Annotated in this window: 19 protein-coding genes; 17 read left to right on the top strand and 2 right to left on the bottom strand. The window is 62.7% G+C overall.

What is annotated here, in order from left to right:
• The first annotated feature begins 47 nt into the window (after window positions 1-47).
• The 8 genes from NKJ72_RS08240 (at window position 48) to NKJ72_RS08205 (ending at window position 11,640) form a co-directional block, all read left to right on the top strand.
• A complete protein-coding gene (locus tag NKJ72_RS08240; RefSeq protein ID WP_352476600.1) occupies window positions 48-323 on the top strand; it encodes a hypothetical protein in 276 nt (91 codons plus the stop codon).
• Window positions 317-3,496, top strand: a complete 3,180-nt coding sequence (locus NKJ72_RS08235) for an efflux RND transporter permease subunit (RefSeq protein ID WP_352476599.1) — start codon at window positions 317-319, stop codon at window positions 3,494-3,496. Before NKJ72_RS08240 ends, NKJ72_RS08235 begins: the two co-directional genes overlap by 7 nt.
• Window positions 3,497-3,512: 16 nt before the next feature.
• Entirely contained in the window at window positions 3,513-4,667 is a 1,155-nt protein-coding gene (locus NKJ72_RS08230) for an efflux RND transporter periplasmic adaptor subunit (protein WP_254820387.1), read from the top strand.
• Between the two features lie 282 nt (window positions 4,668-4,949).
• A complete protein-coding gene (locus tag NKJ72_RS08225; RefSeq protein ID WP_352476598.1) occupies window positions 4,950-5,681 on the top strand; it encodes a GntR family transcriptional regulator in 732 nt (243 codons plus the stop codon).
• 56 nt (window positions 5,682-5,737) lie between these two features.
• Window positions 5,738-6,844: a mandelate racemase/muconate lactonizing enzyme family protein gene (locus NKJ72_RS08220; protein ID WP_352476597.1), complete on the top strand. Its 1,107-nt coding sequence runs from the start codon at window positions 5,738-5,740 to the stop codon at window positions 6,842-6,844.
• A 754-nt stretch (window positions 6,845-7,598) separates the two neighbouring features.
• The gene (locus tag NKJ72_RS08215; protein WP_352476596.1) at window positions 7,599-8,348 is read left to right on the top strand and encodes a hypothetical protein; all 750 of its coding nucleotides are present in this window, start codon (window positions 7,599-7,601) and stop codon (window positions 8,346-8,348) included.
• Between the two features lie 455 nt (window positions 8,349-8,803).
• Entirely contained in the window at window positions 8,804-10,126 is a 1,323-nt protein-coding gene (locus NKJ72_RS08210; RefSeq protein WP_254820384.1) for an NAD(P)H-dependent oxidoreductase, read from the top strand.
• Between the two features lie 20 nt (window positions 10,127-10,146).
• Window positions 10,147-11,640: a xylulokinase gene (locus NKJ72_RS08205; protein ID WP_352476595.1), complete on the top strand. Its 1,494-nt coding sequence runs from the start codon at window positions 10,147-10,149 to the stop codon at window positions 11,638-11,640.
• Here NKJ72_RS08205 and NKJ72_RS08200 read toward each other — a convergent pair.
• Complete coding sequence (locus NKJ72_RS08200; protein WP_031211026.1) at window positions 11,637-12,599, bottom strand: sugar-binding transcriptional regulator; 963 nt, start codon at window positions 12,597-12,599, stop codon at window positions 11,637-11,639. The two genes, NKJ72_RS08205 and NKJ72_RS08200, sit on opposite strands and share 4 nt — an antisense overlap.
• Window positions 12,600-12,907: 308 nt before the next feature.
• Between NKJ72_RS08200 and NKJ72_RS08195 the strand changes: the two genes are divergently transcribed.
• The 9 genes from NKJ72_RS08195 (at window position 12,908) to NKJ72_RS08155 (ending at window position 24,529) form a co-directional block, all read left to right on the top strand.
• Window positions 12,908-13,891, top strand: coding sequence for an ABC transporter permease (locus NKJ72_RS08195; protein WP_502901839.1), 984 nt, complete (start codon window positions 12,908-12,910; stop codon window positions 13,889-13,891).
• Window positions 13,892-14,039: 148 nt separating this feature from the next.
• Window positions 14,040-14,978 carry a sugar ABC transporter substrate-binding protein gene (locus NKJ72_RS08190; protein ID WP_254820381.1) on the top strand — a complete coding sequence of 313 codons (939 nt, stop codon included), beginning with the start codon at window positions 14,040-14,042 and terminating at the stop codon, window positions 14,976-14,978.
• A gap of 33 nt (window positions 14,979-15,011) precedes the next feature.
• Window positions 15,012-16,520: a sugar ABC transporter ATP-binding protein gene (locus NKJ72_RS08185; protein ID WP_352476593.1), complete on the top strand. Its 1,509-nt coding sequence runs from the start codon at window positions 15,012-15,014 to the stop codon at window positions 16,518-16,520.
• 126 nt (window positions 16,521-16,646) lie between these two features.
• Window positions 16,647-17,411, top strand: a complete 765-nt coding sequence (locus tag NKJ72_RS08180) for an SDR family oxidoreductase (protein WP_352476592.1) — start codon at window positions 16,647-16,649, stop codon at window positions 17,409-17,411.
• A gap of 8 nt (window positions 17,412-17,419) precedes the next feature.
• Window positions 17,420-18,205: an SDR family oxidoreductase gene (locus NKJ72_RS08175; RefSeq protein WP_352476591.1), complete on the top strand. Its 786-nt coding sequence runs from the start codon at window positions 17,420-17,422 to the stop codon at window positions 18,203-18,205.
• 414 nt (window positions 18,206-18,619) lie between these two features.
• Window positions 18,620-19,594, top strand: a complete 975-nt coding sequence (locus NKJ72_RS08170; RefSeq protein WP_352476590.1) for an ABC transporter substrate-binding protein — start codon at window positions 18,620-18,622, stop codon at window positions 19,592-19,594.
• A gap of 74 nt (window positions 19,595-19,668) precedes the next feature.
• Window positions 19,669-20,745 (top strand): quaternary amine ABC transporter ATP-binding protein, encoded by a 1,077-nt coding sequence (locus NKJ72_RS08165; protein WP_352476589.1) that lies wholly within the window; start codon window positions 19,669-19,671, stop codon window positions 20,743-20,745.
• Window positions 20,742-22,724 carry an ABC transporter permease gene (locus tag NKJ72_RS08160; protein ID WP_352476588.1) on the top strand — a complete coding sequence of 661 codons (1,983 nt, stop codon included), beginning with the start codon at window positions 20,742-20,744 and terminating at the stop codon, window positions 22,722-22,724. The genes NKJ72_RS08165 and NKJ72_RS08160 overlap by 4 nt, the downstream gene beginning before the upstream one ends.
• A 158-nt stretch (window positions 22,725-22,882) precedes the next feature.
• Window positions 22,883-24,529, top strand: coding sequence for a calcium-binding protein (locus NKJ72_RS08155; RefSeq protein WP_352476587.1), 1,647 nt, complete (start codon window positions 22,883-22,885; stop codon window positions 24,527-24,529).
• A 124-nt stretch (window positions 24,530-24,653) separates the two neighbouring features.
• On the opposite strand, the gene NKJ72_RS08150 is transcribed toward NKJ72_RS08155, so the two are convergent.
• Window positions 24,654-25,835 (bottom strand): M20 aminoacylase family protein, encoded by a 1,182-nt coding sequence (locus NKJ72_RS08150; protein ID WP_352476586.1) that lies wholly within the window; start codon window positions 25,833-25,835, stop codon window positions 24,654-24,656.
• Window positions 25,836-25,851: the final 16 nt, after the last annotated feature.

Genomic DNA, 25,851 nt, shown 5'->3' with positions numbered 1-25,851 from the left:
CCCGATCCGCGGCTTGCCGCGGATCGCCAAAACCAGGAGCCGCTTCGATGTCGCAGCGCAATGATCTGACGATCGATGAAGTCGTGAGGGATCCGATGATCCGCATGCTGATGAAAGCCGACCGCGTCGACCCGCGGTCTTTCGAGGCGATGCTGCGTGCGCTGGCGGACGAGCAGGCCGAGCGCCGCAATGCGCCGCGTCGCCCCCTGCAAGATTTCGGCTTTCTCGAAGATTCCGGCTCAACGCGCAGCCGGCGGCTGTCCAGGGTGGCCAAGGCCTTCGGCCGGGCCAGAGCATCGGGCGAGGCGTGCATCTCATGGTAAACTTCTTCATCCATCGTCCGATCTTTGCGTCGGCGATCGCCATCATCATGGTGCTCGCCGGGGGGATCTCTTATTTCCTTCTGCCGGTCTCGCAATTTCCCGACATCACGCCGCCCCAGGTCGTGGTCAGCGCCCACTACCCGGGCGCCAGCGCGCAGGTCGTCGCCGACACGGTGACGACACCGCTCGAACAGCAGATCAACGGCGTCCAAGGCATGATCTATATGTCGTCGTCGAGCTCCAATGACGGCTCGTCGACGATCACCATCACCTTCGACGTCGGCTACGATCTGAGCACGGCGGCCGTCGACGTCCAGAACCGCGTTTCGCAGGCGGCTTCCTCGCTGCCGGCCATCGTCAATCAGGGCGGCGTGACGATCAAGAAGCAGAACCCGAACTTCGTCCTGATCGTCGACCTCACCTCGCCGGACGGTTCCGTCAACCCGGTCGCGCTGAGCAATCTCGCCTATCTGCAGGTGGTCGATCCGCTGAAGCGGCTGCCCGGCGTCGGCGACGTGCAGATCTTCGGCGAGCGGCGCTATTCTATGCGCATTTGGCTCGACCCCGACAAGCTCGCCAATCTCGGCATTACCGCCGTCGACGTGCAGAACGCCGTCGCCGAGCAGAACGTTCAGGTGGCGGCCGGCAAGATCGGGCAATCACCGGCTCCGGCCGGCACTGCCTTCGAGATGCAGGTCAACGCCGTCGGCAGGCTGAGCGATCCCAAGGAGTTCGGCGACATCGTCGTGCGGGCCAATACCGCCAACGGCTCGCTGGTCAGGCTGCGCGACGTTGCGCGCATCGAACTCGGTGCGCTGCAATATTCGTCGTCGGCCTTCTTCGGCAAGGACCCGACGGTGGTGCTCGCGGTCTACCAGATGCCGGGCTCCAACGCGCTCGATCTGCAGCAGCGCGTCAAGGACAAGATGCAGGAGCTGTCAGCCCGTTTCCCGAAGGGCGTCAGCTACGCCATGCATTACGATACGACACGTTTCGTTTCGGCCTCAATGCACGACGTGCTGATCACGCTTGGCGAAGCGCTGGTCCTGGTCGTCGCCGTGGTGTTCATCTTCCTGCAAAGCTGGCGCACCACGATCATCCCGACGATCGCAATTCCGGTGTCGCTGGTGACGACGCTGGCCGTCATGCATATGCTTGGCTTCTCGCTGAACATGCTCAGCCTGCTCGGCATGGTGCTGGCGATCGGCCTCGTCGTCGACGACGCCATCGTCGTCGTCGAGAATGTCGAACGCCAACTTGAGGCCGGCCTCAAACCTCTGGCTGCCACGCGCACGGCGATGGCCGAGGTCACTGGCCCGATCATCGCCACGACCGCCGTGCTGATGGCCGTGTTCGTGCCGGTCGCCTTCATTCCCGGCGTGTCCGGCCGACTCTACAACCAATTCGCCCTGACGGTGGCGATCTCCTTCGGCATCTCGGCCTTCGTCTCGCTGACGCTTACCCCGTCGCTCAGCGCCGCCTTCCTGCGCCACCGGCCGGAAACACAGTTCGTGCTGTTCCGCTGGTTCAACATGGGCTTCGAGCGGCTGGCGCATGCTTATGCGAATGGCGTACGCATTCTCATCCGCCTGCGCTGGATCATGCTCGGTGTGTTTGCGGCCGGACTTGTCGCGACCTATTTCGTCTGGCAGCGCCTGCCGTCGACCTTCCTTCCGGTCGAGGACCAGGGCTATTTCTTCGTCGTCATCCAGCTCCCCGACGGGGCTTCGCTGGAACGCACCGATGCAGTGGCGCAAAAGGCGCGCGACATCCTGCAAAACACGCCCGGCGTCGACATCGTCGGCTCGATCAGCGGCTTGAATTTCCTGACCAGTGCCGCGCAGTCGAACTCGGCGGTCGAATTCGCGATCCTGAAGCCATGGGACGAACGCAGCCCCGACCAGAGCGCCTCGAAGCTCGTCGCCGACGTGCGCAACAAGCTGCTGCAAATTCCGGAGGCTTTTGCGCTGAGCTTCGACCCGCCGTCGATCCCGGGCATCGGCACCACTGGTGGCTTCGAGTTCCAGGTCGAGGACCTGACCGGCCGCGGCAGCGTGGCGCTCAACGATGCAACGCAAGCCGTGATTGCCGAGGCGCGCAAGCAGCCGGAGCTCAACCCACAGCAATTGTTCTCGTCGTTCTCGACCTCGACGCCGCAGTTCAACTACGATCTCGATCGCGCCAAGGCGAAGCTGCTCGGGCTCAACCTGCCGGACGTCTTCAACACGCTGCAGATCTATCTCGGCTCGCTCTATGTGAACGATTTCAACCTGTTCGGCCGCACCTTCCGGGTGACGATCCAGGCCGACAAGGACTCTCGCGCCGGTCCGGCCGACATATCGCGGCTCTATGTCCGCAATGCGTCGGGTGGCATGGTGCCGTTGAGCACGTTGGGCAAGCTTGTGCCGATCGTCGGCCCCGAGACCGTGCCGCATTACAACAACAATGCGTCGGCGCTGATCAATGGCGGCGCCGCCCCCGGCTTTTCGTCCGGTCAGGCGGTGGCGGCAATGGAGCGTGCCGCTGCCACGGCATTGCCGAGAGACTTCGGCTACGAATGGACCGGCATCACCTATCAGGAGCTCAAGGCAGGATCGATCGCATCCGTCGTCTTCGGCCTTGCAATCGTCTTCGTCTTCCTGATCCTGGCCGCGCAATATGAGAGCTGGGCGATGCCGTTCATGGTGCTGCTGGCGGTGCCGCTTGCATTGTTCGGTGCGTTCGTCGTGCTGTGGCTGCGCGGCATGCAGATCGACGTCTATTCGCAGATCGGCTTCGTCATGCTGATCGGACTGGCGGCCAAGAACGCGATTCTGATCGTGGAGTTTGCCCGGCGCCGGCGCGAAGAAGGCCTCAGCATCGTTGACGCCGCAATGGAAGCGGCGCGGCTTCGGCTGCGACCGATCCTGATGACCGCCTTCGCCTTCATCCTCGGCGTGCTGCCGCTGATGTTCGCCACAGGTGCGGGTGCCGCAAGCCGGCAGTCGATCGGCACCACCGTCTTTGGCGGCATGGTCGCGGCGACGATCCTGTCGCTGGTGTTCGTGCCGGTCTTCTATGCGGTGATCGAGCAGCTGCGCGAGCGCCGCAGCGAGAGCGAACCGGTTTCCGAAGCGACCGAACAACCAACTGCCGAACCCGCCTTCGAGCCCCTGGCCGAAGCGGCTGAATAGGACTGGAGAATTGATGATGCGTAAATGGAAAATCGCGCTGGGAACGGCCGTCGCCCTTGGGGCGATTTCGGTGGCGAGCGTTCACCTGCTCGACATGGGCAGCCTCAGCCTCAACGCCGGCACAGCCGGGGCGGCAACACCCAAGCCGGAAGCCTTCGTCATGCCGGTGCCGGTGGTGAGCGTCGTCAAGAAGACGATCCCGATCTATCTCGACTACGCCGCCCGGGTGGAGCCGATCCGCAGCATCACGCTGCAGGCGCGCGTGCCAGGCTACCTGCAGGAGCAGGTCGCCATCGACGGCAGTGACGTTGCGAAGGGCGACCTTCTCTACAAGATCGCCCCTGAGGATTTCCAGGCTGCCCTCGAGCAGGCGAAAGCGCTTATCCAGCGCGACACGGCAACACTCGACTATGCGCGCTCCAATCTCGGGCGCGGCAGCGAGCTCGCCAAGAGCGGCTATCTCGCCAAGGACGTGTTCGACCAGCGCACCAGCACCTTGCGTGAGGCTCAGGCCTCGCTCGCCGTGAACCAGGCCGCCTTGCGCACCGCCGAACTCAATTTGAGCTATACCGAAATCCGTGCCCCGTTCGCGGGACGCATCGGACGCAGCCAGGCATCCGTTGGAACGCTGGTCAGCGTTGCCGGCACGGTGCTCAATTCGCTGGTGCAGCTCGATCCGATCTACGTCACCTTCAATCCGAGCGAAACGGACCTGACACAGATCGAGGAAGCCCGGGCCGCAGGACCGATCAGTGTCGATGTCCTGCTTCCCGGTGAAACGGAACCGCGCCAGAAGGGTGATCTTACCTTTATAGACAACACGATCGATCGCTCGACCGGCACGATCACGGCACGGGCGACGATCGGCAACGCCAAGTTCACGCTGCTCCCCGGCCAATATGTCCGCGTCCGGCTGCACGTCAAAGAGCAGCCCGATGCGCTGATGGTACCGCAGACGGCACTCGGCTCAGGCCAGCTCGGCAAATACCTCTATGTCGTCGGCAAGGACAACACGGTCGACCAGCGTATCGTTTCGCTCGGACCGACCAATGGCGATCAGGTCGCCATCTTGAGCGGTGTGGCCGAAGGCGACCGGGTCATTACCGGCAATCTGCAGAAGATCGGCCCGGGAATGCCGGTCTCGCCGCTGCCCGAGAAACCGGCCACCTGATAACCCCCATCAGGTCCGGTCCCGCGGCGCCCTCGGCTCCCACGCCAAGGGCGCCGTTTTGCTATGTTTCGTCTTACGCAATTCCTTGGGGCAAGCGCTACATACGCCGGCTTCGAGAAGCCGGCGTGATGTTCAGCGGGGTCGGTTTTTGCGGCCGTGCGGCCTGACGGCCTTGCCTGCGCCGCAAGCCGCCGGCCAAGCGGAAGTCAAGAAATCTACGACCCGCCTCTTGTAAGATTGTCGACAATCTGTTTTTCCTTCCGGTTTGCTGGAGCAGCCGGAATGGCAACGCTGGATTTCAGTCCGATCGCCGACACGACAAGACGCGCCGAGATCGTGGCGCTGCTCCGGCGGGCGATCCTGACCGGCCAGTTGGAACCGGGGCAGAAGCTCAACGAACTCAGGATTTCCGAGCAGATGCGGGTAAGCCGCGCGCCGCTGCGCGAGGCGATGCGCGAATTGGTGCAGGAAGGTATCCTGACCAGCATCCCCTACGGCGGAACCTTCGTCATCGACGTTACCGCGAAGGACATCGATGATGCCTATTCGCTCAACAAGGTGCTCGACGAATTCGCCATCGCGCGGACCTGGCCGCTTCGCGACCAGCGCTTCTTCGACGAGCTCGACCGACGCCATGCGGCGGTGAAGCAGGCGACGCGCGAACTGGACACGACGCGGCAGATCGAAACGGCGCTGCAACTGCATGGCCTGATCCACGAATGGGCCGATAATTCGGTGCTGCTTGAGACGTGGCAGCGGCTGACCAGCCGGCTGCAGATGTATTTCGCGCTGCACCAGCGGGCGCGCAACGAGCCGGTGCCTGCCGAAGATGCTCACGAGATCTATGTACGGCTGCTCAAGGGCAGCGACATGCGCGCTGCCCAGCGCCACGCCAAGGAGCATATCGATTTCGATTTCGAGGCATTGCTCGCCTATGCGCGCGGCCTGGAGCGATGCCGCCCAAATGACGCTGATCGTGCAAGCCTGACCCGCGGCCGGCCAGAAACCGCGTGACGAGCCCGATAAGCTTGGCGGGCCACCCTTAATACCGCAGATAACGGACAGAAAACGTGCAGATCAAAACCATCAAGGCCTACCATGTCGTGCAGCCCTTCGTTGACGGGCCCTATCGTATGTCCAAGGGGCGCGTGGCCGATGCGTTCGACGCGGTGATCGTCGCCGTCACCACCGATAGCGGGCTCACCGGCTGGGGCGAGATGGCGCCGCTCGGCAACTTCTATTCGCCTGCCTTCGCCGCCGGCACGCGCGCCGGCGTCGTCGAGATCGCGCCGCATCTCATCGGCCATGACCCACGCGGGCTTGCCAGTATCAACAGGCTGATGGACACGGTGTTCAAGGGCCATCCCTACGTCAAGTCGGCGCTCGACATGGCATGCTCGGATCTCGCGGCGCGCGCCGCCGACGTGCCGCTGGTCACCCTGCTTGGCGGACGCGAGAGCGAGACGGCCGAACTCTACAAGGTCGTCACCCACGGCACCGTCGACGCGATGGCCGCACTCGCCAAGCGCATCGTCAACGGCGGCTTTCACCGGCTGCAAGTCAAGGTCGGCGGCAACGTCCATGACGACATCGAACGCGTCACAGCCGTCGCCGCCGCCTTGCCGAAGGGCACCGTCATCTTCTGCGACGCCAATGCCGGCTGGACGCCCTACCAGGCGCGCCAGTTCGCCGATGCGACGCGCAACATCGACTACACGTTCGAGCAGCCCTGCACGACGATCGACGAATGCCTGTCGGTGCGCCGCTCGCTCGACAAGCCGATGGTGCTCGACGAATCCGTCGCCTCGCTTGACGATATGCTCGACATCCATCGCAAGGGCGCCGCCGACGGGCTGACGCTGAAGATCTCACGCCTTGGCGGCGTCACCAAAACGCGCCAGATCCGCGACCTTGCCGTCGACCTCGGCTTCATGATCACGGTCGAGGACACTGGCGGCGCCGAGATCGACACATCGGCCATGGCGCATCTGTCGCTGTCGACGCCGGAGGAGCGCCGGCTGCACGCCATCGCCTTTCACGAATGGGTGACGGTGCGCACCGCATCCAACATGCCGCCGGTTTCGGGAAGCCGTATGGGCATTCCGGATGGGCCGGGCCTCGGCATCGATGTCGTTCCCGGCCTGCTTGGCGCTCCGTTCTTCGCGGTCGGAAGCTGAGATACTGGCATGAGGCAGATGTTCACCTCATTACAGATTGAGCAGCACCTGTGCCCAGCGTTCGAGGACGCGTTCCGCATCGCGAAAAGCCGGTCAATGCCGCGATCATGGACGCGATCATGGACGCGATTCTGTCAGGTCACTGCTCGCTGAAGAGCCTCGCCGATCAATTTAATGCAAAAATCGGTCAGTTCCTGCACGGCGATCTCGATGCCGATCATACGCTGTAACTGTTCGCGAAAATGCGCGCCGCGGGGCTGCCCGTAGGAAAAAAATGAGAGCACTCATGCCAACTCGTCCGCTTTTTTGGGTCATTGTTTTTATCGCGACTTTTGTCATCGCTGGGGAAATGTCTGTTTGCCGATCAATTGCCTGCATGCGAAGCCTATATGAAGTCGGCGACAGGATTTGCTATGAATCCACAAACTCGTTGTACTTGATAGGAGAGAAAGAGAATGGCCGATTTGCTGAAATTTACTTTTCACTAAAGTGAGTGTTTCCCACATGGCAGACTGTGGTTCGCAAGGGATACAAGGTGATTGGGCTCTTGGAGAGAGGTGCCGTGACGCCTTTTACGAAAGATATCTCCGACGAAACTGAACGTTGCGTGGAGATAACAAATTAGGTCTGGAACAATGGTAAAGATATGCGGAACCTCCATATCCCAACGGCGAAAGAGGCTATCGAACCTCAAAGAAAAATGACCGCTCATTTGCCATTTCGCTTAACCCTACTTTGTGGCTGGTGCGCGTGGATGGCATGGGCATTCGTTTGGTCAATCCACCCAGTCGCGAACTATGACTGGGCGCGTAGCGTCGTCCTTATGGGATTGTTGTGGTTTTCGGGGCCGCTCATCGCTTTTGCCATCTCGGTCGGCGCACTTACTCTGGGCAAAGCGACATCATCTCGGTTGATGAAGCGAGCCGTCGCTGTTCACTTCTGGCTTAGTCTGATTATTGCTCTAGTGGGATTGACCATCTCCCACCTTGGCTTCCTCTCCGGACTGTTCATGTTACTGGCCGCACTGGTCGATCTGCCGATCCTTGTGCTTGCGCCAAGCAGGGTTGATAACCCAATCGCGGAGAAGCTGGTTCATACGTCCGTGGTGTTGTCAATTGCGGGACCTGTTGTCGGCCTGTTTGCCTGGTCCGCCCTCAACGTGAAGATCGTGGAGTGGCGTGCACTTGCCGTTGCCGGTTCATATCCTTATTGCGTTCAGGTACCCGCAGGTTACCTCGGGCTGTCCAAAACAGTCACGCAATCGGCTGAATTGACGGGCCTGAGGATGCGAACGCCGTTTACAAACGGTGGTGGTTCCGCCGATTTCCAGTTCGCGTTCCACGCAGTCCTGGTGGTCAGAAAGGGCGGCGAGGCTCAATTCTATAATTGGTCTTACTTCGCTCAGAACTTCGTGCCTGTTTCAGACTCTGCGGTAAAATCGCTCCATCTTCGGGCCGCTTGTGAGCCAAAGGTTGCCTTTTTCGACACGCTCGCCTCGAGCTAGAGGCTATGTTAATCCACAAGAGCTACAGGCACAACGCGTGAAAACGTGCGCCCCGCTTTGTATGTCCGCGCGATATAGGACCGCGAACTCGAAGCGCTTGGTCGCAAAAATTTAGTCGGTCAGTACAGAGGTTACTCGACGAGAGGGTTGTGGGAACCGGTGGTCGTCTGGCGCTGCCTGAGCATCTTGCCGGCTGGCGCTATCTGTTGCGCAGCTTCGTCGCTGGCGCGCCGGCAGCTGAGCCCCCCTGCGATCGTCGCCATTTGCATCCTAAAGATCACCGGCTTTTTTTTCCGCCCCCTAGCTGGCTGCGCAGCCAAGCCACATGCCAAGGGAGCGCAAATCGAAATCACAACACTGCCGAATTGCAGGTTGAAATATTTTTCATTTGCAAATAGAAATGTTCAAAACGTTGATTTGGACGCTGCGGCGCGTCAGGAACTGGAGGAAGCGACATGTCCCATCCGCAATTTGCAGCGGAACTTCTGCAGCGCGCTGAACAGCAGGGGCCGATCACCATCGGGCTTGCCGGCGCCGGGCAGATGGGCACCGACATCGTCGTCCAGGTCGCGCTGATGCCGGGCATGCGGATCGGCGCCATTTCTGAAGTCAGGCCGCAGGCAGCGATCGACGCGGCGCTGCTCGCTGGCCATGACCATTCCGACATCGTTCAGGCCGGCAATGCCGCGGCGATCGACCGCGCCATCGAGGCGGGCAAGATCGCGGTGACCGAAGATTTGCATGCGCTGGCGGCGGCCGGCCGGATCGACGTCATCATCGACGCAACGGGCAATCCCAATATCGGCACGCTGTTTGCGCTCGAAGTAATGAAGAACGGCAAGCATATCGTCATGCTCAATGTCGAGGCCGACATCACCATCGGCCGCTTCCTGAAGGAGGAGGCACGCAAGGCCGGCGTCGTCTATACCGGTGCCGCCGGCGACGAGCCCGCCTGCACGCTGGAGATCATCGGCTTTGCTAAAAGCCTCGGCTTCAACATCATCGCCGCCGGCAAGGGCAAGAACAATCCGCTGAAGATCGACGCCATGCCGGCCGACTACGAGAAGGAGGCGGCCGAGCGCAACATGAATGCGCGCATGCTGGTCGAATTCGTCGACGGCTCGAAGACGGCGATCGAAATGGTGGCAATCGCCAATGCGACCGGCCTGGTGCCCGATGTGCCGGGCATGCACGGCCCGACCGCGACGCTGGAGGAGCTGGCAAGCGTGCTTTGCCCGCGCGAGGACGGCGGCGTGCTGCACCGCAAGGGCGTTGTCGATTACTCGATCGGCAAGGGTGTGGCGCCCGGCGTGTTCTGCATCATCGAAACCCGGCATCCGCGTGTGCTGGAGCGCATGATCGACCTCAAGGTCGGCCAAGGCCCCTATTTCACGATCTTCCGGCCCTATCATCTGACCAGCCTGGAAGTGCCGCTGTCGGCGGCGCGCGCGGTCGTCTACAAGCGTGCCGACATGGAGCCGCTCGACCATCCGGTCGCCGAGGCGGTGGCGGTTGCCAAGAGCGATCTCGGCGTTGGCCAATCTCTCGGCATGATCGGCGAGAACGACTATCGTGGCTTCGCCATGACCTGGGAGGATGCGCGCGCCCGCGGCGCCCTGCCGCTCGGCCTTGCTGAACGCGCCAAGGTGGTCAAGCCGCTCAAGACCGGCGACTTCCTGACCTATGAAAATTGTGTACCCGACGATTCGATGGTGATAACCCAGATCCGCCGCCGTCTCGACCAGTCAGACGGACGGTTCGCCACCAACGCGGCCTGACCCCGCCGGATCTCCGCCTGATGGAAGATGTCGTAATCGGGATCGACGCCTCGACCACGGCCGTGAAGGCAATTGCCTTCTCGCGCGACGGCGAGGAGCTGTTCCAGGCGCGCGAGCCGTACCCGCTTTCAAATCCGAAGCCCGGCCATTTCGAGCAGGACGCCGAACATTGGTGGACGGCGCTGCTTGGCGCATTGAAGCAGGTCACCGAGGCGGTCGGCGCTGCGCGGGTGGCGGCGATCTGCATCGCTCATCAGCGCGAGACCTTCACGCTGGTGGACAGCGCCGGCAAAGCACTCATCCCGGCGATCCTGTGGCTGGACGAACGCGCCCGTCCGCAGGTTATCAGGCTTTCGGCCGAACTCGGCCGCGAGGCGATCCGCGACTGGAGCGGCAAGCCGCCGGACCCGACGCCGGCACTCTACGCCATCGCCTGGCTTGCCGAGCACCAGCCGCAAGTGCTTCGCCAGGCAGCGGCGCTGGTCGACGTGCACGGATTCTTCGTCCAGCGACTGACCGGGCGATTGGTCACCAGCACCGCAAGTGCGGATCCGCTCGGGCTGCTCGACGTTGAGAAAGGCACTTGGCGTCCAGAGCTCGTTGCGGCGGCGGGGCTGCAACTGGAGCAATTGCCCGAGTTGGTCGCGCCGGGCGTGGTCTGCGGCAGTCTTTCCGCAAGCATAGCGCAACTGACCGGCCTGAGGACCGGCACGCCGGTCGTTGCCGGCGCCGGTGACGGCCAAGCTATGGGCCTCGGCATGGGCGTCTACGGCGTGGGCAAGAGCTATCTCTCGCTCGGCTCCGGCGTGGTCAGCGGCTGCTATTCCGGCAAGGTGAAAACCTCGGACGCTTTTCGAACGCTGGTCTCGCCGACCGGCTCCGGTTTCATGCTTGAGACCGTGCTGCGCTCGGGCATGCAGCTGGTCGACTGGATCGTTCGCACGACCGGTTCGCCATCGGCGGCAGCGCTGGAGAACGCGGCGCTGGATGTTGCTGCAGGCAGCGACGGCCTGCTCATCATGCCCTATTGGGCCGGCGTCATGAGCCCCTATTGGGACGGTGCGGCGCGCGGCGCCATTGTCGGCCTGTCGCTGGACCACCGGCCGGAGCATCTCTTCCGCGCTGTCCTGGAAGGCATCGCCTTCGAGCAGGCCGTCGCCACCGAGGCCATGGAAGCCCAGGCCGGCGGACCGGCGGCGATGATTGCCGCCGGCGGCGGCACCAATTGCGCGCTGCTCATGCAGATCATGGCAAGCGTGATCGAGCGGCCGCTCTCGGTCTCGCCGGTCAACGAAGCCGCCGCGCTCGGCGCTGCCATGCTGGCGGCAGCGGCTGTCGGCTGGTTTGCCTCGCCGGAAGCCGCAGCAGAGGTAATGGCTGCCGCTCCCACCAGGCATGTCGATCCGGTCGACGGGCTTGTCGCCGCCTATCGCGACCGCAAGGCAATCTACCGCGACCTCTACCAGGCGACGCGCGATATCCATACCCGCCTCGGCGCTCTCGGCGAAATCTAGCGGTTGAGCAGGCCCTTTGCCGCGTCTTCGTCGGTGATCAGAACCGATACCTTGGTGTTGGCAAGCGCAGCCCGCATCACCGCAACCTTCTCGCTGCCTCCCGACACCAGGATGATGCTCGGGATATCCGACAGATCCTGCAGCGGATAGGCGCAGACGCGGCGGTTGACCTCGTGGTCGACCGGGCGGCCCTCGGCGTCGATGAAATGACACAGAATATCGCCGACGGCACCGGCCGCCTGCAATTCCTCCAGTTCGCTTGGCTTGATGAAGCCATAATTGGCGATCGGGCTGTCGTTGGAAAACGAGCCGACGCTGAGCACGGCGATGTTTGCCCGGCGTGCGCGGAAGACGACGTCCTGAACGCTGCGCTGGCTCATGAAGGCGTCGCGCTGCTCCGGCCTGTCGGCATAGACCGGCACCGGCAGCAGGAAGCATTCCGCACCGATCTTTTCGGCGAAATCCCAGGCGCTTTCTGTCGGGTTGAGCGGCTGGGCATGGGTGAGGCCGCCAAGCATCGAAACCACCGTCGTCCTGGCGATGGGCCGCCGTGGCAATTCATTGATGGCGAATTTCAGTGTCCGCCCCCAGCCCAGCGCGATGACATCGCCGGCATTCACATGGTCGGCCAGGTAGGCGGCAGCGGCGTGGCCGATCATCAGCGGCGCATTGCTTCGGTCGGCTGCCGACGGCACGACCACGGCCTGGCTGAGCCCGAACCGCTGCTTCAGGCTTTCCTCCAAAATCACGCATTCGACGACGCTGTCACGGATGCGAAACTGGACGACCCCCTCTTCGCGGGCGGCGGAGAGAATGCGATGCACCTTGATGCGGCCGACGCCGAGAATTTCGGAAATCCGTTCCTGTGTAAGACCCTCGACGTAATAGTGCCAAGCGGCGCGGGCCTTGAGTTCGGCGTCGGGGAAGCGCGAGGCTCTTTCGTTCTCTACGATCGTCATCTGTTTGCCTTGCCGCAGCCGCCGGCTCTGCTCATGAAATTCCAATGCGGCGACTTCGAAATGCCCAAGATTTCGGAGACCTTGCGTAAGCCAAACCGGCGGACAGCGCAAACCCGTCCTCGAATGAAGCGGCAGGCCTTGACAATTTTCCCACGAACAGTTTAGCTGAACAAAATTGCATGTTAAAGATAAATTGTTCACAGGGAGGAGCCTGGTGAGCAAAGTGGCGCGGTGATGCAGCGCCGGATTGCTGTGGAGGAGACAAAGTGGCTGTGAGCAACGACACAAGCAATTTGAAGGCAGGCGAGTTGAAGGCAGGCTCTGGCGCGCAGGCTACGGCGGGCGCAAGGTTTTCAGCTGTCTTTGCCGGAACCATGGGTCCGCTGATCGGGCTGGTTCTGCTGTGCCTGGCGCTCTCGCTGACTACCGACACGTTCCTGACCATCCGCAACATCCTCAACGTGCTCGACCAGGTCACCGTGCTCGGCATCATGGCGATCGGCATGACGCTGGTCATCCTGATCGGCGGCATCGACCTGTCCGTCGGCTCGGTGCTGGCACTGGCTTCCATGGTGATGGGCTTCGTCGCCCATCCGGACTATCTCAATCTCGGCCTGCCCGCCGGCATCGCCGCGGCCCTCGTCGTCGCCGGTCTTTGCGGCCTGGTTTCGGGCCTGCTGGTCACGATCACCAAGCTGCCGCCCTTCATCGCCACGTTGGCGATGATGTCGGTGGCGCGCGGTCTCGCCAACATGATCACCGACGGCTCGCAGATCGTCGGCTTTCCCGACTGGTTCACCAGCCTTTCGATCATCCGCCATTTTGGCTTCCTCTCGATCACCGTCGGGCTGATGATCGTGCTTGCCGTCATTTTCGCGATCTTCCTCAACTACCGCGCCACCGGCCGTAGTCTGTACGCAATCGGCGGCAGTGCCGAAGTCGCCCGGCTGTCCGGCATACCGGTCAAGTCGCTGACGAACTGGGCCTATGCGATCTGCGCCGTGCTGGCCGGTCTCGCCGGCATCGTGCTTGCCGCGCGGCTCGATTCCGTCCAACCGAGCTCCGGCCTCGGCTACGAACTCGACACCATCGCGGCGGTAGTGATCGGCGGCGCCAGCCTGTCGGGCGGCGTCGGTTCGATCGGCGGCACCGCCATCGGCGTCCTCATCATCGGCGTGCTGCGCAACGGGCTGAACTTGCTCGGTGTCTCGCCCTTCATCCAGCAAGTGGTTATCGGCGTGGTGATCGCGCTGGCGGTGGCCACCGACACCTGGCGGCGCCGAGCACAATGAAGAATGGGCACAATGAAGAATGGGGCTCAATGAGATTCACCCGGATATTCGGGCGAAAACGGATCGGTGATCCGAAACTGGGAGTTGTTCGGCCAAGGGGCGCCGCGATGCGCGGGCAGGACAGATTGAACATCAACGGAGGAATAACATGCTGACCAAACGTTCATTGCTGCTTGCCGCCGCGGCCGTCATCCCGCTGCTTGGCCTGTCCGATATGGCCTCGGCCAAGGAGGCCAAGAAGCTCGGCCTCGCCGTCGCCAATCTGCAGGCCGACTTCTTCAACCAGATCAAGCAGTCCGTCGAAGCCTATGGCAAGGAAAAGGGCATCGAGGTCGTTACCGTCGATGCCAAGGGCGATTCGGCGACCCAGGTCAGCCAGGTGCAGGACCTGATCACGCAGAACATCGATGCGCTGATTTACATTCCGGCCGGCGCCACCGCCGCCACCGTGCCGACCAAGACGGCCAAGGCGGCCGGCATCCCAGTCATCAATGTCGATCGCAACGCCGACGGCGCACCCGGCGACACCTTCATCGCCACCAACAGCGTGGCATCGGCCAAGGCGGTTTGCGACTACATCGCCAAGCAGGCCGGCGGCAAGGGCGAGTTGATCATCATCCACGGCCAGAAGGGTACGACGCCCGAGGTCGATCGCTCGAAGGGCTGCGGCGAAGCGTTGAAGGGCTATCCCGACATCAAGGTGGTCGGCGAATTGTGGAGCGAAGGCTGGCACCAGGACGAAGGCTTCAAGCTGACGCAGGATCTGTTGCAGTCGCATCCGGATGTGTCGATCGTCATCGGCCAGGCCGACGCGCTGGCGCTCGGTGCGGCGCAGGCGGTAAAGGTCGCCAATCCCGGCCACAAGGTCTGGGTTGCCGGCTTCGACGGCGACGTGGCGGCGCTCAAGGCACTGAAGGACGGCGTCTTCGACGTGACGGCAACGCAGCAGACGCAAGGCATGGGCCGGCTTGCCGTCGACGCGGCAATCAAGCTGGTGGCCGGCGAGACCATTCCCGCCGAACAGCTGCAGGATGCGACTTTGACCACCAAGGACAATGTCGAGCAGTTCATCGCCAAGCATCCCTGATTAAGACCAGTCCGGCAGTCAGCGAGCGCAACGATGTCCACCGATCCTCGCCATACGCACAGCCCCCATAACGGGCTCGTCGTCAGCGGCCTCTGCAAGAGCTACGGGCCGGTGCAGGTCCTGGCCGATGCGAGCTTCGAGGTGCGGCCGGGCGAGGTCGTGGCGCTGCTTGGCGAAAACGGCGCCGGCAAGTCGACCGTCTCGAACATCATCGCCGGGTCGACGAAACCCGATGCCGGCACCATCACCTGGCGGGGGAACCCTTATTCCCCCGCCAATCCTGCCGCGGCGATCGACGCCGGCATCGGCATGATCCACCAGGAGCTGAAGCTCTTGCCCGATCTGTCGGTCGCCGAAAACGTCTATGTGGGGCGCCTGCCGATGCGTGGCGGCCGCATCGACCGCGCGGCAATGAATGCACGGGCATCGGCCCAGTTGAAGCGCCTCGGCCTCGATGTCTCGCCCGAGCGCAAAGTGCGCACGCTGCGTATCGCCGCCCAGCAGCAGGTCGAAATCGCCAAGGCGCTGACGCTCAATGCCGAGCTGCTGATCTTCGACGAACCGACGGCCGCCCTTGGCGGCGAGGAAACGGAGCTCCTGTTCCAGCAAATCCGCAAGCTCAAGGCGGAAGGCATGTCCTTCATCTATATCAGCCACCGGCTGGACGAGATCGCCCAAATCGCCGACCGCGTGGTGGTGATGCGCGACGGGCGCATCGTCGCCCGGCACGAGCGCGCCGACATTCCGGTGCGCACCGTGGTCGAGCAGATGGTCGGCCGCAGCGTCGAGCGGATGTTCCCTACGGTATCGGCGCCGGGCAACGGCACGCTGCTCGAAGTCGAGAACCTGTCCTCGCCGGAACGCAGCTTTCAAAATGTCAGCTTTTCAGTGCGGGCCGGCGAAATCCTCGGCATTGCCGGGCTGATCGGCGCCGGACGCACGGAGCTGGTGCGGGCGATCGCCGGTGCCGATCCGATCTCATCGGGTTCGGTGCGCGTCGCCGGCAAGCCGGTGCATCTCAATGGCCCGGCGGCGGCGATCAAGGCCGGCGTCGTTCTCGTACCGGAAGACCGAAAGGCGCAAGGCGTGGTGCTCGACCAGACGATCGGCGAGAACCTGGCGATCGGCAATTTCGACCATGTCGCGCCGAATGGCTGGGTGTTCCCGAAGGCGGTGCAGAAATTCGCCGAGGCCGGCATTCGCCGGCTCGGCGTCAAGGGCCGGCCGAACCAGGCGGTCAGCAAGCTCTCCGGCGGCAACCAGCAGAAGGTGATCATCGCCAAATGGGTGTCGCGCCCGCCCAAGGTGTTCATCCTGGACGAGCCGACGCGCGGCATAGACGTCGGTGCACGCGCCGCGATCTATGATGTCATCGCCGACCTTGCCCGTTCCGGCATGGCGGTGGTGGTGGTGAGTTCCGATCTCGAGGAAGTGCTCGGCCTGTCGCATCGCGTGCTGGTGCTGAGCCGCGGCCGGCAACGCGGCATTCTCGACCGCAACGAAGCGAGCAATGTCGCCGTGATGGAACTCGCCACGAGCTAGGACGGCCCATCGAAACAAAGCGCAGCAGGTGGTATCCTCCCGTGCACCAGACCGCGCGGGGCGCCAGCAACAGAGTTGGCGCCCCTTTATTTCCGGAGGACGGCGGTTGGAACAGAGGGACCGACGATGAAACTATTCGAACTTCATGGTGACGTGGCACTTGTTACGGGCGCCGGCAGCGGCATCGGCCAAGCAATCGCCATCGGCTTGGCCGAGGCCGGCGCCGACATAGCCTGCTTCGGCCACGCCTCCAAAGGCGGGCTGGAGGAGACCGCGCACCGGATCACGGCACTTGGCCGCAAGGCGCTGGTGCTGAACGGCACGGTGACTTCAGCGGCCGATCTCGCGGCCGCGATCGAGCGTACGGAGAAGGAACTCGGCGCGCTGACGGTCGCCGTCAACAATGCCGGCGTCGCCGGAGCTGAGCCGGCGGAGACGCTGTCGCTGGAGAAATGGCAGAAGCTCTACGGCGTCAATGTCAGCGGCGTGTTCCTGTCCTGCCAGGCCGAGGCCCGCGCCATGCTGACGCGGCGCAAAGGCTCGATCATCAACATCGCCTCGATGTCGGGCTCGATCGTCAATCGCGGCCTGACACAGGCGCATTACAATTCGTCGAAGGCCGCGGTCATCCACATGTCGAAGAGCCTGGCCATGGAATGGGCCGATCGCGGCCTGCGCGTCAATGTCGTCAGCCCCGGCTACACGCTGACGCCGATGAACAAGCGACCTGAGGTCGCCGACCAGGTCAAAATCTTCGAGCGCGACACGCCGATGGGCCGCATGGCGGCGCCAGAAGAAATGGTCGGCCCGACCGTGTTCCTGGCCAGCCGCGCCTCGAGTTTCGTCACCGGCATCGACCTGATCGTCGATGGCGGCTTCGTGTGCTGGTAGGAGAAAAGATGCAGAAGCGATTCCAGGGAAAAACGGCGGTCATCACCGGCGCCAGCGGCGGCATTGGGGCGGCAATGGCCAGGCGCTTCGCCGCGGAAGGTGCGGCGGTCGTCGTCAGCGCCATCGACGCGCGCGTCGATGAGGTTGCCGCCGACCTGAAGGCTGCGGGCGCCAGGGTCGCATCGCTGCGCATGGACGTGACCAGGAAGGACGAGGTCGTCGCCCTCTATGACCTGGCCGAGCAACAGTTCGGCCGCGTCGACATCTCCGTACAGAATGCCGGTGTCATCACCATCGCCAGGGTCGAGGCGATGACAGAGGCCGAATGGGACAAGGTGATGGCGGTCAACACCAAGGGCGTGTTCCTGTGCTGCCAGGAGGCGATCGCGCGCATCCGCAAGCACGGCGACGGCGGCCGGCTGATCAACACCGCATCCGGCCAGGCGCGGCAGGGCTTTATCTACACGCCGCATTATGCGGCCTCGAAATTCGGCGTCGTCGGCATCACCCAGAGCCTGGCCAAGGAAGTGGCAAAGGAGAAGATCACCGTCAACGCGATCTGCCCCGGCATCATCGACACCGACATGTGGGCCTATAACGATGCGGCGTGGGGCAAGCTGATGGGCGATTACAAGCCCGGCGAACTGATGGCCGAATGGGTGAAGAACATCCCGATGGGCCGCGCCGGCAGCGGCGAGGATGTCTCCGGCCTGGTCAGCTTTCTCGCCAGCGACGATGCGGCCTACATCACCGGCCAGACCATCAATGTCGATGGCGGCCTGATCATGTCGTGAGGATACTCGGGCGGCAGTGCCCTGTCCGAATTGCATGACCGTGACGGCATTACGCGTTGCGAGACATGAATGTTGGTATATATAATTTCATCCCATGAAACGGCTCTGGCGAGATGGGTTCGCCAGGCCGACAGCTGAGATCATGGGACCTTGATGGCTCGCATCTTTCAGAGCGCCGCCAGACCGGCGATCGATCCGCGGACTGCCTTGGCAGCAATCCATCAGCAGCCATGACACGGTCCTCTCCGGCACATCTTCACAAAATTGGGCATCATCCGCTCTGCGCCGCTTCAGCGCCGGCAGCAATCTGGCGCCAACGCCCTTGCGCAACGACCAGCTTTTCCAACACAATCAAAAAAAGACGCAAGAAGGGAACGAACGATAACTTCACCAGAGCTTGACAGGAGAACAAGCATGTCACTTCGGAACATGATTTCGAGTTTCTCAATGGGAGCCTTAATACTTACCGCGGCGAGCGCGCTGACGTCTTCGGCCCATGCGGCAGCGCCGGAATCCAACGACCCGATCAAGATCGCGCTGTTCGACTGGACCAGCGTCAATCTGAACGCAAAGATCCTCGGCGGCATCCTCGAAAAGCTCGGCTACACCGTCGAGTACCCGACCGCCGACTATCTCTCCAGCCTGACCACCGGCCTGACCAATGGCGACATCGATGTCGGCCTGGAATTCTGGGACACGACGGCCGGCGAGGCGATGAAGGCCTCGGACGCGACGGGCCAGACCGAACGCCTCGGCAAGCTCGGACCCAAGGCCAAGGAAGAATGGTGGTTTCCCGCATATATGAAAGAGAAATGCCCCGGCCTGCCGAACTGGGAAGCGCTGAAAGACCCGAAATGCGCCGAGGCCTTTTCGACCGCCGAAACCGCGCCGAAGGGGCGTTATCTCGGCGGACCCGTGACATGGGAAGGTTTTGACGACGAACGCGTCGAGGCGCTGAAACTGCCCTTCACCGTCATCCATGCCGGCACTGATGCGGCGATGTTCGCCGAACTGGACTCGGCCTATCAGCGCAAGGCGCCGATCATGCTGTGGATCTATTCGCCGCATTGGGCGCCGGCCAAATACAAGGGCGAATGGGTCGAATTCCCCGACTATACGCCGGAATGCTACAACGACCCGAAATGGGGCGTGAACCCCGATGCCAAATATGACTGCGGCAAGCCGCATGGCGAGATCTGGAAATATTCCTGGGCCGGCATGAAGGACAAATGGCCGGTCGCCTACAAGGTCGCGAAAAACTACACGGTCGATACCGACGAGCTCAACAAGATGAGCGGCGAGATCGATCTCGAAGGCAAGACGCCGGAAGACGTCGCCGCCGCCTGGATCGCCGCCCACGAAGCCGACTGGAAAGCCTGGGCCGAGTGACCGTCTGACTGGAAACGCGACGACCCGGCCACTCAGGGCCGGGTCTCGATCCCCTATTCCAGAAGGACGATTGAATGAGCGATACGATTGAACAGGCGGCGAAAGCCGGCAACGATGCACGCCCGATAAAGCTTGCCTGCCGCAATGTCTGGAAGCTGTTTGGGGCGGACGCGGCCAATTTCATCCGCCGGCGCGACGGCAAGGCCAGCATGACGGACATCGCCGCGGCCGGACTGGTTGGGGCGGTGCGCGCCGTCGATCTCGAAATCCGCCAGGGCGAGATCTTCATCATCATGGGACTTTCGGGGTCAGGCAAGTCGACGCTGGTGCGCTGCATGTCGCGGCTGATCGAGCCGACCCACGGCAAGGTCGAGTTTGAAGGCAAGGACCTGCTCAAGATTTCCGATGCCGCGCTGATCGAGCTGCGACGCCACCGCATGGGCATGGTGTTCCAGAATTTTGCCTTGCTGCCGCATCTCAACGTACTGGAGAACATCGCCTTTCCCTTGGGCATCCAGGGACAGGACCGGCCGACGCGCGAGAAGCGGGCCCGTGAGGTGATCGAGCTGGTCGGCTTGCGCGGCCGCGAGCATTTCTATCCGCGCGAGCTTTCCGGCGGACAACAGCAGCGTGTCGGCATCGCCCGCAGCCTCGCCACGAAGCCGGAAATCTGGTTCCTCGACGAGCCGTTCTCGGCCCTCGATCCGCTGATCCGCCGTGAGATGCAGGACGAGCTGATGCGGCTGCAGACCATGCTGCACAAGACGATCGTCTTCATTACCCATGATTTCGACGAGGCCATCCGGCTGGCAGACCGGATCGCCATCATGAAGGACGGCGAGGTCATCCAGATCGGCACGCCGGAAGAGCTGGTCGTCAATCCGGCGACCGACTATGTCGCCGAATTCACCCGCGATGTCGATCGCGCCAAAGTGATATCGGCGCGCAGCCTGATGCGCGCCTGCGACGGCGCCGAGTACGGCGGCACGGTCGCGCCGGATGCCAAGATATCAAGTTTTTCGGCTGATATCGTCTCTGCCGGCAAGCCCTTCGCGGTGGTCAACGGCACCGGCAAGCCGATCGGCGAGGTCACGCCGCAGGCGGTGATCGATCTTCTCGTCGGCATAGAACGTCGTGGGGCCGGCGCATGACGGTCACGGCAAGCGCCAGCACAGCGAGGCCCCGGCCGGTTCAAACCTGGCTGGCGATCTGGGCCTGCGCGCTCGCCGCCGTGCTTGTCGTCTTCCTGCTGCAGGAAAGCCTGCCCTGGGCGGTCGATTACCCGGCCGGCGCGATCGTTCCTGTCGCAGACTGGGTCGGTGCGCTGATGAACTGGGTGAAGTCGAATTTCTCCTGGCTGACCCGTTCGATCACCGCGGTGCTCGGCGTGCCGCTCGATTCCGCGCTCGCTCTTCTGGCCAAGAATTTCAAGATCGGCCATGGCGCCGATATGGTCGTGTTGCCGCGCCTGTCCTGGGTCGGCGTCTGCGCTGCCGCCTACCTTGCCGGACGCGCCGCCGGCGGCTGGAAGCTGGGTGCGCTGGCCGGCGGCTGTTTTCTCTACATCGCGCTGTTCGGGCAGTGGACCAGCGCCATGCTGACGCTGGGCTTAATCTCGATCGCCGTGCCGTTTTGCATTGTCACCGGGCTGTTCGCCGGCATCTGGGCATGGCGCAAGCCTTGGGTGGAGAGGCTGTTGATCTCTCCTGCCCTCGATCTGATGCAGACGATCCCGACCTTCGCCTATCTCATCCCGATGCTGCTTCTGTTCGGCAACAGCCCGGTCTCGGCAATGATCGCGACGGCAATTTTCGCGACGCCGCCAATGGTGCGGGCGACGATGCTCGGCCTGTCGCGGGTGCCGTCGGAGATCGAGGATTTCAGCGAGATGGCCGGCTGCACGGCACGGCAGAAGCTGTGGCGGGTGCTGTTGCCGTCGGCGCGGCCTACATTGATGGTCGGCGTCAACCAGGTCATCATGCTGGCGCTCAATATGGTGATCATCGCCTCGATGATCGGCGCCGGTGGGCTCGGCTATGACGTGCTTTTGGCGTTGCGCGCACTCAAGGTCGGCGAGGCGATGGAAGCTGGCCTCGCCATCGTCGCACTGGCGATTGCACTCGACCGGCTGAGCCAGGCGATCGCCCACAATCACGCCAAGGGCAACGTCCGCCATCAGGCCGGCACCAGCTTCTGGCGGCGTTATCCCAACTTGACGCTGGCCGTCGCCGTTCTCGCCGTCACCACGCTGCTCGGCCTGTTCGTGCCGGCCTTCGCCGCGGTGCCGAAGGCGATCACCTTCACCACCGCGCCTTTGTGGAAGGCGGCGGTGAACTGGATCACCATCAACTTCTTCGACACAATCGAAGCGTTCCGCGTGGCGCTTATCGTCAACGTGCTGAACCCGGTGCGCGCCTTCTGCGAGGGCTTTCCGTGGCTGGGCGCGGTTTGTCTCCTTGGCGTTGCCGGATACCAGCTCGGCGGCTTCCGCCTCGCCGCCCTGGTCGCGGCATTGACAGCGTTCTGCGCCGTCACCGGCCTTTGGGAAAAGACCATGGCGACGGTCTATTTGTGCGGCATCTCGGCCTTTATCGCTTGCCTCATCGGCATTCCGATCGGGCTGATGGCATCGCGCAGCGACCGCTTCGAAAAGGCCGTCACGCCGGTCATCGACACGCTGCAGGTGCTGCCGTCGTTCTGCTTCATCATTCCGGTGGTGATGCTGTTCAGGGTCGGCGACGTCACCGCGATGATCGCCACCGTCGCCTTCGCCGTGGTGCCGGCGATCCGCTACACCAATCACGGCATCCGGCAGGTGCCGCCGGCGCTGATCGAGGCGGCGAAGGTGTCCGGCTGCACCAGGCGGCAGACCTTCTTTCGCGTGCAGCTGCCGCTGGCCCTTCCAGAGATCATGCTTGGCGTCAACCAGACGATCCTGATGGCACTGGCGATGATCATCATCTGCGCCATGGTCGGCACCCGCGATCTCGGCCAGGAGGTGTTCATCGCCCTGTCCAAGGCCGATTCCGGCCGCGGCATCGTCGCCGGCCTGGCCATTGCCTTCATCGGCATCGTCGCCGACCGGCTGTTCAACGCCTGGACGGCGAAGGCTCGCGCAAGGCTGGGATAGTCCGGAATAGGACGGCGTCAGGAAGCTGCCGCCAAGCGCGCCGTTAACGAGGCACCGATCCCTACGCCTAAAGATATAGCCATTCGGGATGATTGCTCGCTGTTGCCTCAAATCGTACGGCTGTCATCGGACGGGCAGGCTCAACAGGAGAGCGAACAATGGCTATACGCGTTCCCTTTACTCCCGGTGATCTAGTAGATCGTCAACGGGGCACCGATGACGTCCTCGCAGGCGATCTAAATACAAACATCTTAATCGGCGATGCTGGCGGCAGCCTGCTCGATTTCTCAAGAGGCGGCAACGACACCTTCACGGGGCCGCCATCCTCCACCACCACTGCGTACGGAGATGCCGGCGAGGATGGCTCGGACCACAGCAAGGGCGGCAACGACAGTTTCACAGGCGCCTCGCTAGGCACGTACATCTTCTACGGTGACGTCGGCGGCAACATGTTCGTCCATGCTCAGGGCGGCGACGACAGTTTTACCGCCGAGGGCGACTCCTCCAACACTTTTTACGGCGATGCCGGCGGCGATATGTCGGACCACAGCAAGGGCGGCAACGATACGTTGAGCAGTGAAGTGGGTAGACGGGTAGACAACACATTCTACGGCGACGCCGGCGGCAACATGTTCGGCTTTGCTCAAGGCGGCGACGACATTTTCGTGACCAGCACTCGACAAGGAGCCGATCACATCTTTTACGGTGACGCGGGCGGCGAGATGTCCGATCATGGCAAGGGCGGCAACGACACCTTCCAGGGCTCGATAGAAGCCAATAACATTTTCTACGGTGACGCGGGCAGCAACATGTCCGGCAATGCGCAAGGCGGCGACGACAATTTCACGAGCAGGACCGACTCCTTCAACACTTTCTACGGCGATGCCGGCGGCGATATGTCGGCCTACAGCAAGGGTGGCAACGATACCTTCACGGGTAGCTTCTTTTCCACCAACACCTTCTTCGGTGACGCCGGCGGCAACATGTCTGACCATGCTCAGGGCGGCGACGACCACTATACGGACCTGGGTGGGGAGATCGGGAGCAAAACTCTTTATGGCGATGCGGGCGGTGATCTTTCCGGTTTCGCCGCGGGCGGCAACGACACTTTCACGAGCGCGGGTGGCTCGGAGATAACGTTCTACGGGGACGCGGGCGGCAGTATGTTCGATCACGCGCTTGGGGGCGACGACGTGGCCGTGCTGCAAGGCACTCATAATTTGGGGTATGGCGATGCGGTCACGATGCTCGGCAGCGCTGTGGGCGGCAATGATACCCTGACTGGCGGGGACAAAAGCGCCTTTCCTGATGTTCTAAACGAGTTATATGGCGACGCGCGCTCTATGTCCGGTTCCGCCCAGGGCGGCAACGACATTCTTACTGGGGGCCAGAACAGCGAAAGCGGCCAGGTCCGTAACTTCCTGTGCGGCGACGCTCTGCAAATGTCCGGTTCGGCCAAGGGCGGAAACGATACCCTGTACGCCGGGAGCGCGGCACCCGGCTGCACGGTCATCAATGACATGTGGGGCGACGGGCAACTGAGCGAGTTGGCTCAGGGCGGCAGAGACCAATTCATATTCAAGGACGATGGTTCCATGACGGTCGGAACCCAAAACACCATCTACGATTTCAGCCAGACCCAAGGCGACACTATCGTGTTTAGCGGCGTGGAGGGCGTGCAATCGTTCGATGATCTCACTATTGCGCAAACTGGAACCGACACCATCATTACTGCGGGAGTCGATCAAGTTACTCTCGCAAACTTTACGAACACGCTGACGACGAGCGACTTTTTGTTCGTCTGAGAGCGAAACTCTTATCCTATTCGAAGAGGCGGAATGCGGTGAGAGTTGGTTGACGATAGTCGCGCGGCCGGTCGCCCCAATTCTGCTCGACCGGCCGATCGACAATCCAAGCCGCAGATGTGAATCAAATGGCCAGGAATCTCTCGGTCAATCGAGCCCAGAGCGCTGCGCCGACGGTCAGATTGCGGTCGTTGAAATCGTATTTCGAGCTATGCAGGATGGCTGAATCCTCGCCGTTTCCGAGGCGAAGGAAGCAACCGGGTTTGTGTGCGAGGAAATAAGAAAAATCTTCGCTGCCGGGGATCAACGGGCAGACAGACACCTTGTCCTGACCGACGAGCTCGACAGCGACGTCTGTCGCGAAGGACGTCTCGCCCTCGGAATTGATCACCACCGGGTAGCCGCGCTCGTAATCGATCTCGACCGTTGCGCCATGCGCCTGCGCCACAAGTGCCGCGATGCTGCGAATGCGCTGCTCGAGCGTGTCGCGGATTTCGGCCGAGAAGGAGCGGACGCTCAGCGTGATTTCGGCGTGTTCCGGGATGACGTTGGAGGCCGTGCCGCCGTGAATGGTGCCGACGGTAACGACAGCCGTCTCGATGGGGTTGACGTTGCGCGACACCACCGTCTGCAGGGTCATGACGATGTTGGCGGCAGCGACGATCGGGTCGACCGTCAGGTGCGGACGCGAGGCGTGGCCGCCACGCCCGATTATCTTGATCGTGACGGTATCGCTCGCCGCCATCAGCGGCCCGGCGCGCATCAGGAACGAACCCGTCGGCGCGCCCGGATGGTTATGCAGCCCGAATATCGCATCGCAGGGAAAGCGCTCGAACAGGCCGTCGGCGATCATCGCCTGCGCCCCGCTTCCCTTGCCGGCTTCCTCGGCCGGCTGGAAGATGAGGTTCACCGTGCCGTTAAAATGCCGCGTGCGCGCCAGGTATTCGGCGGCGCCGAGCAGCATCGTGGTGTGGCCGTCATGGCCGCAGGCGTGCATCTTGCCGCTGGCCTGGCTGGCATAAGGGAGATTGGTCGCTTCGGTAATCGGTAAGGCGTCCATGTCGGCGCGGATGGCGATGCTGCGGCCGCTGCCCTGGCGCAAGCGGCCGACGACGCCGAGCCCGCCGACATTGCGCGTCACCTCGTAGCCCCAGCCTTCGAGCCGTTCGGCAACGTATGCAGCCGTTTCGTGCTCCTGGAATGAAAGCTCGGGATGCGCGTGCAGGTGCTGGCGAACCGCCGCAAGCTCGGCGGCCTTGTCGGCGAAGTCGGAAATGTCGGCGAACTGGTTGGAGGTCTTTGGCATGGGAGGTCCTTTGCCG

This window comes from Mesorhizobium sp. M0045, assembly GCF_040323385.1.
Lineage (GTDB): Bacteria > Pseudomonadota > Alphaproteobacteria > Rhizobiales > Rhizobiaceae > Mesorhizobium.
The sequence above is the reverse complement of the archived record's forward strand: the minus strand, read 5'-3'. Positions and strand labels throughout refer to the sequence as shown.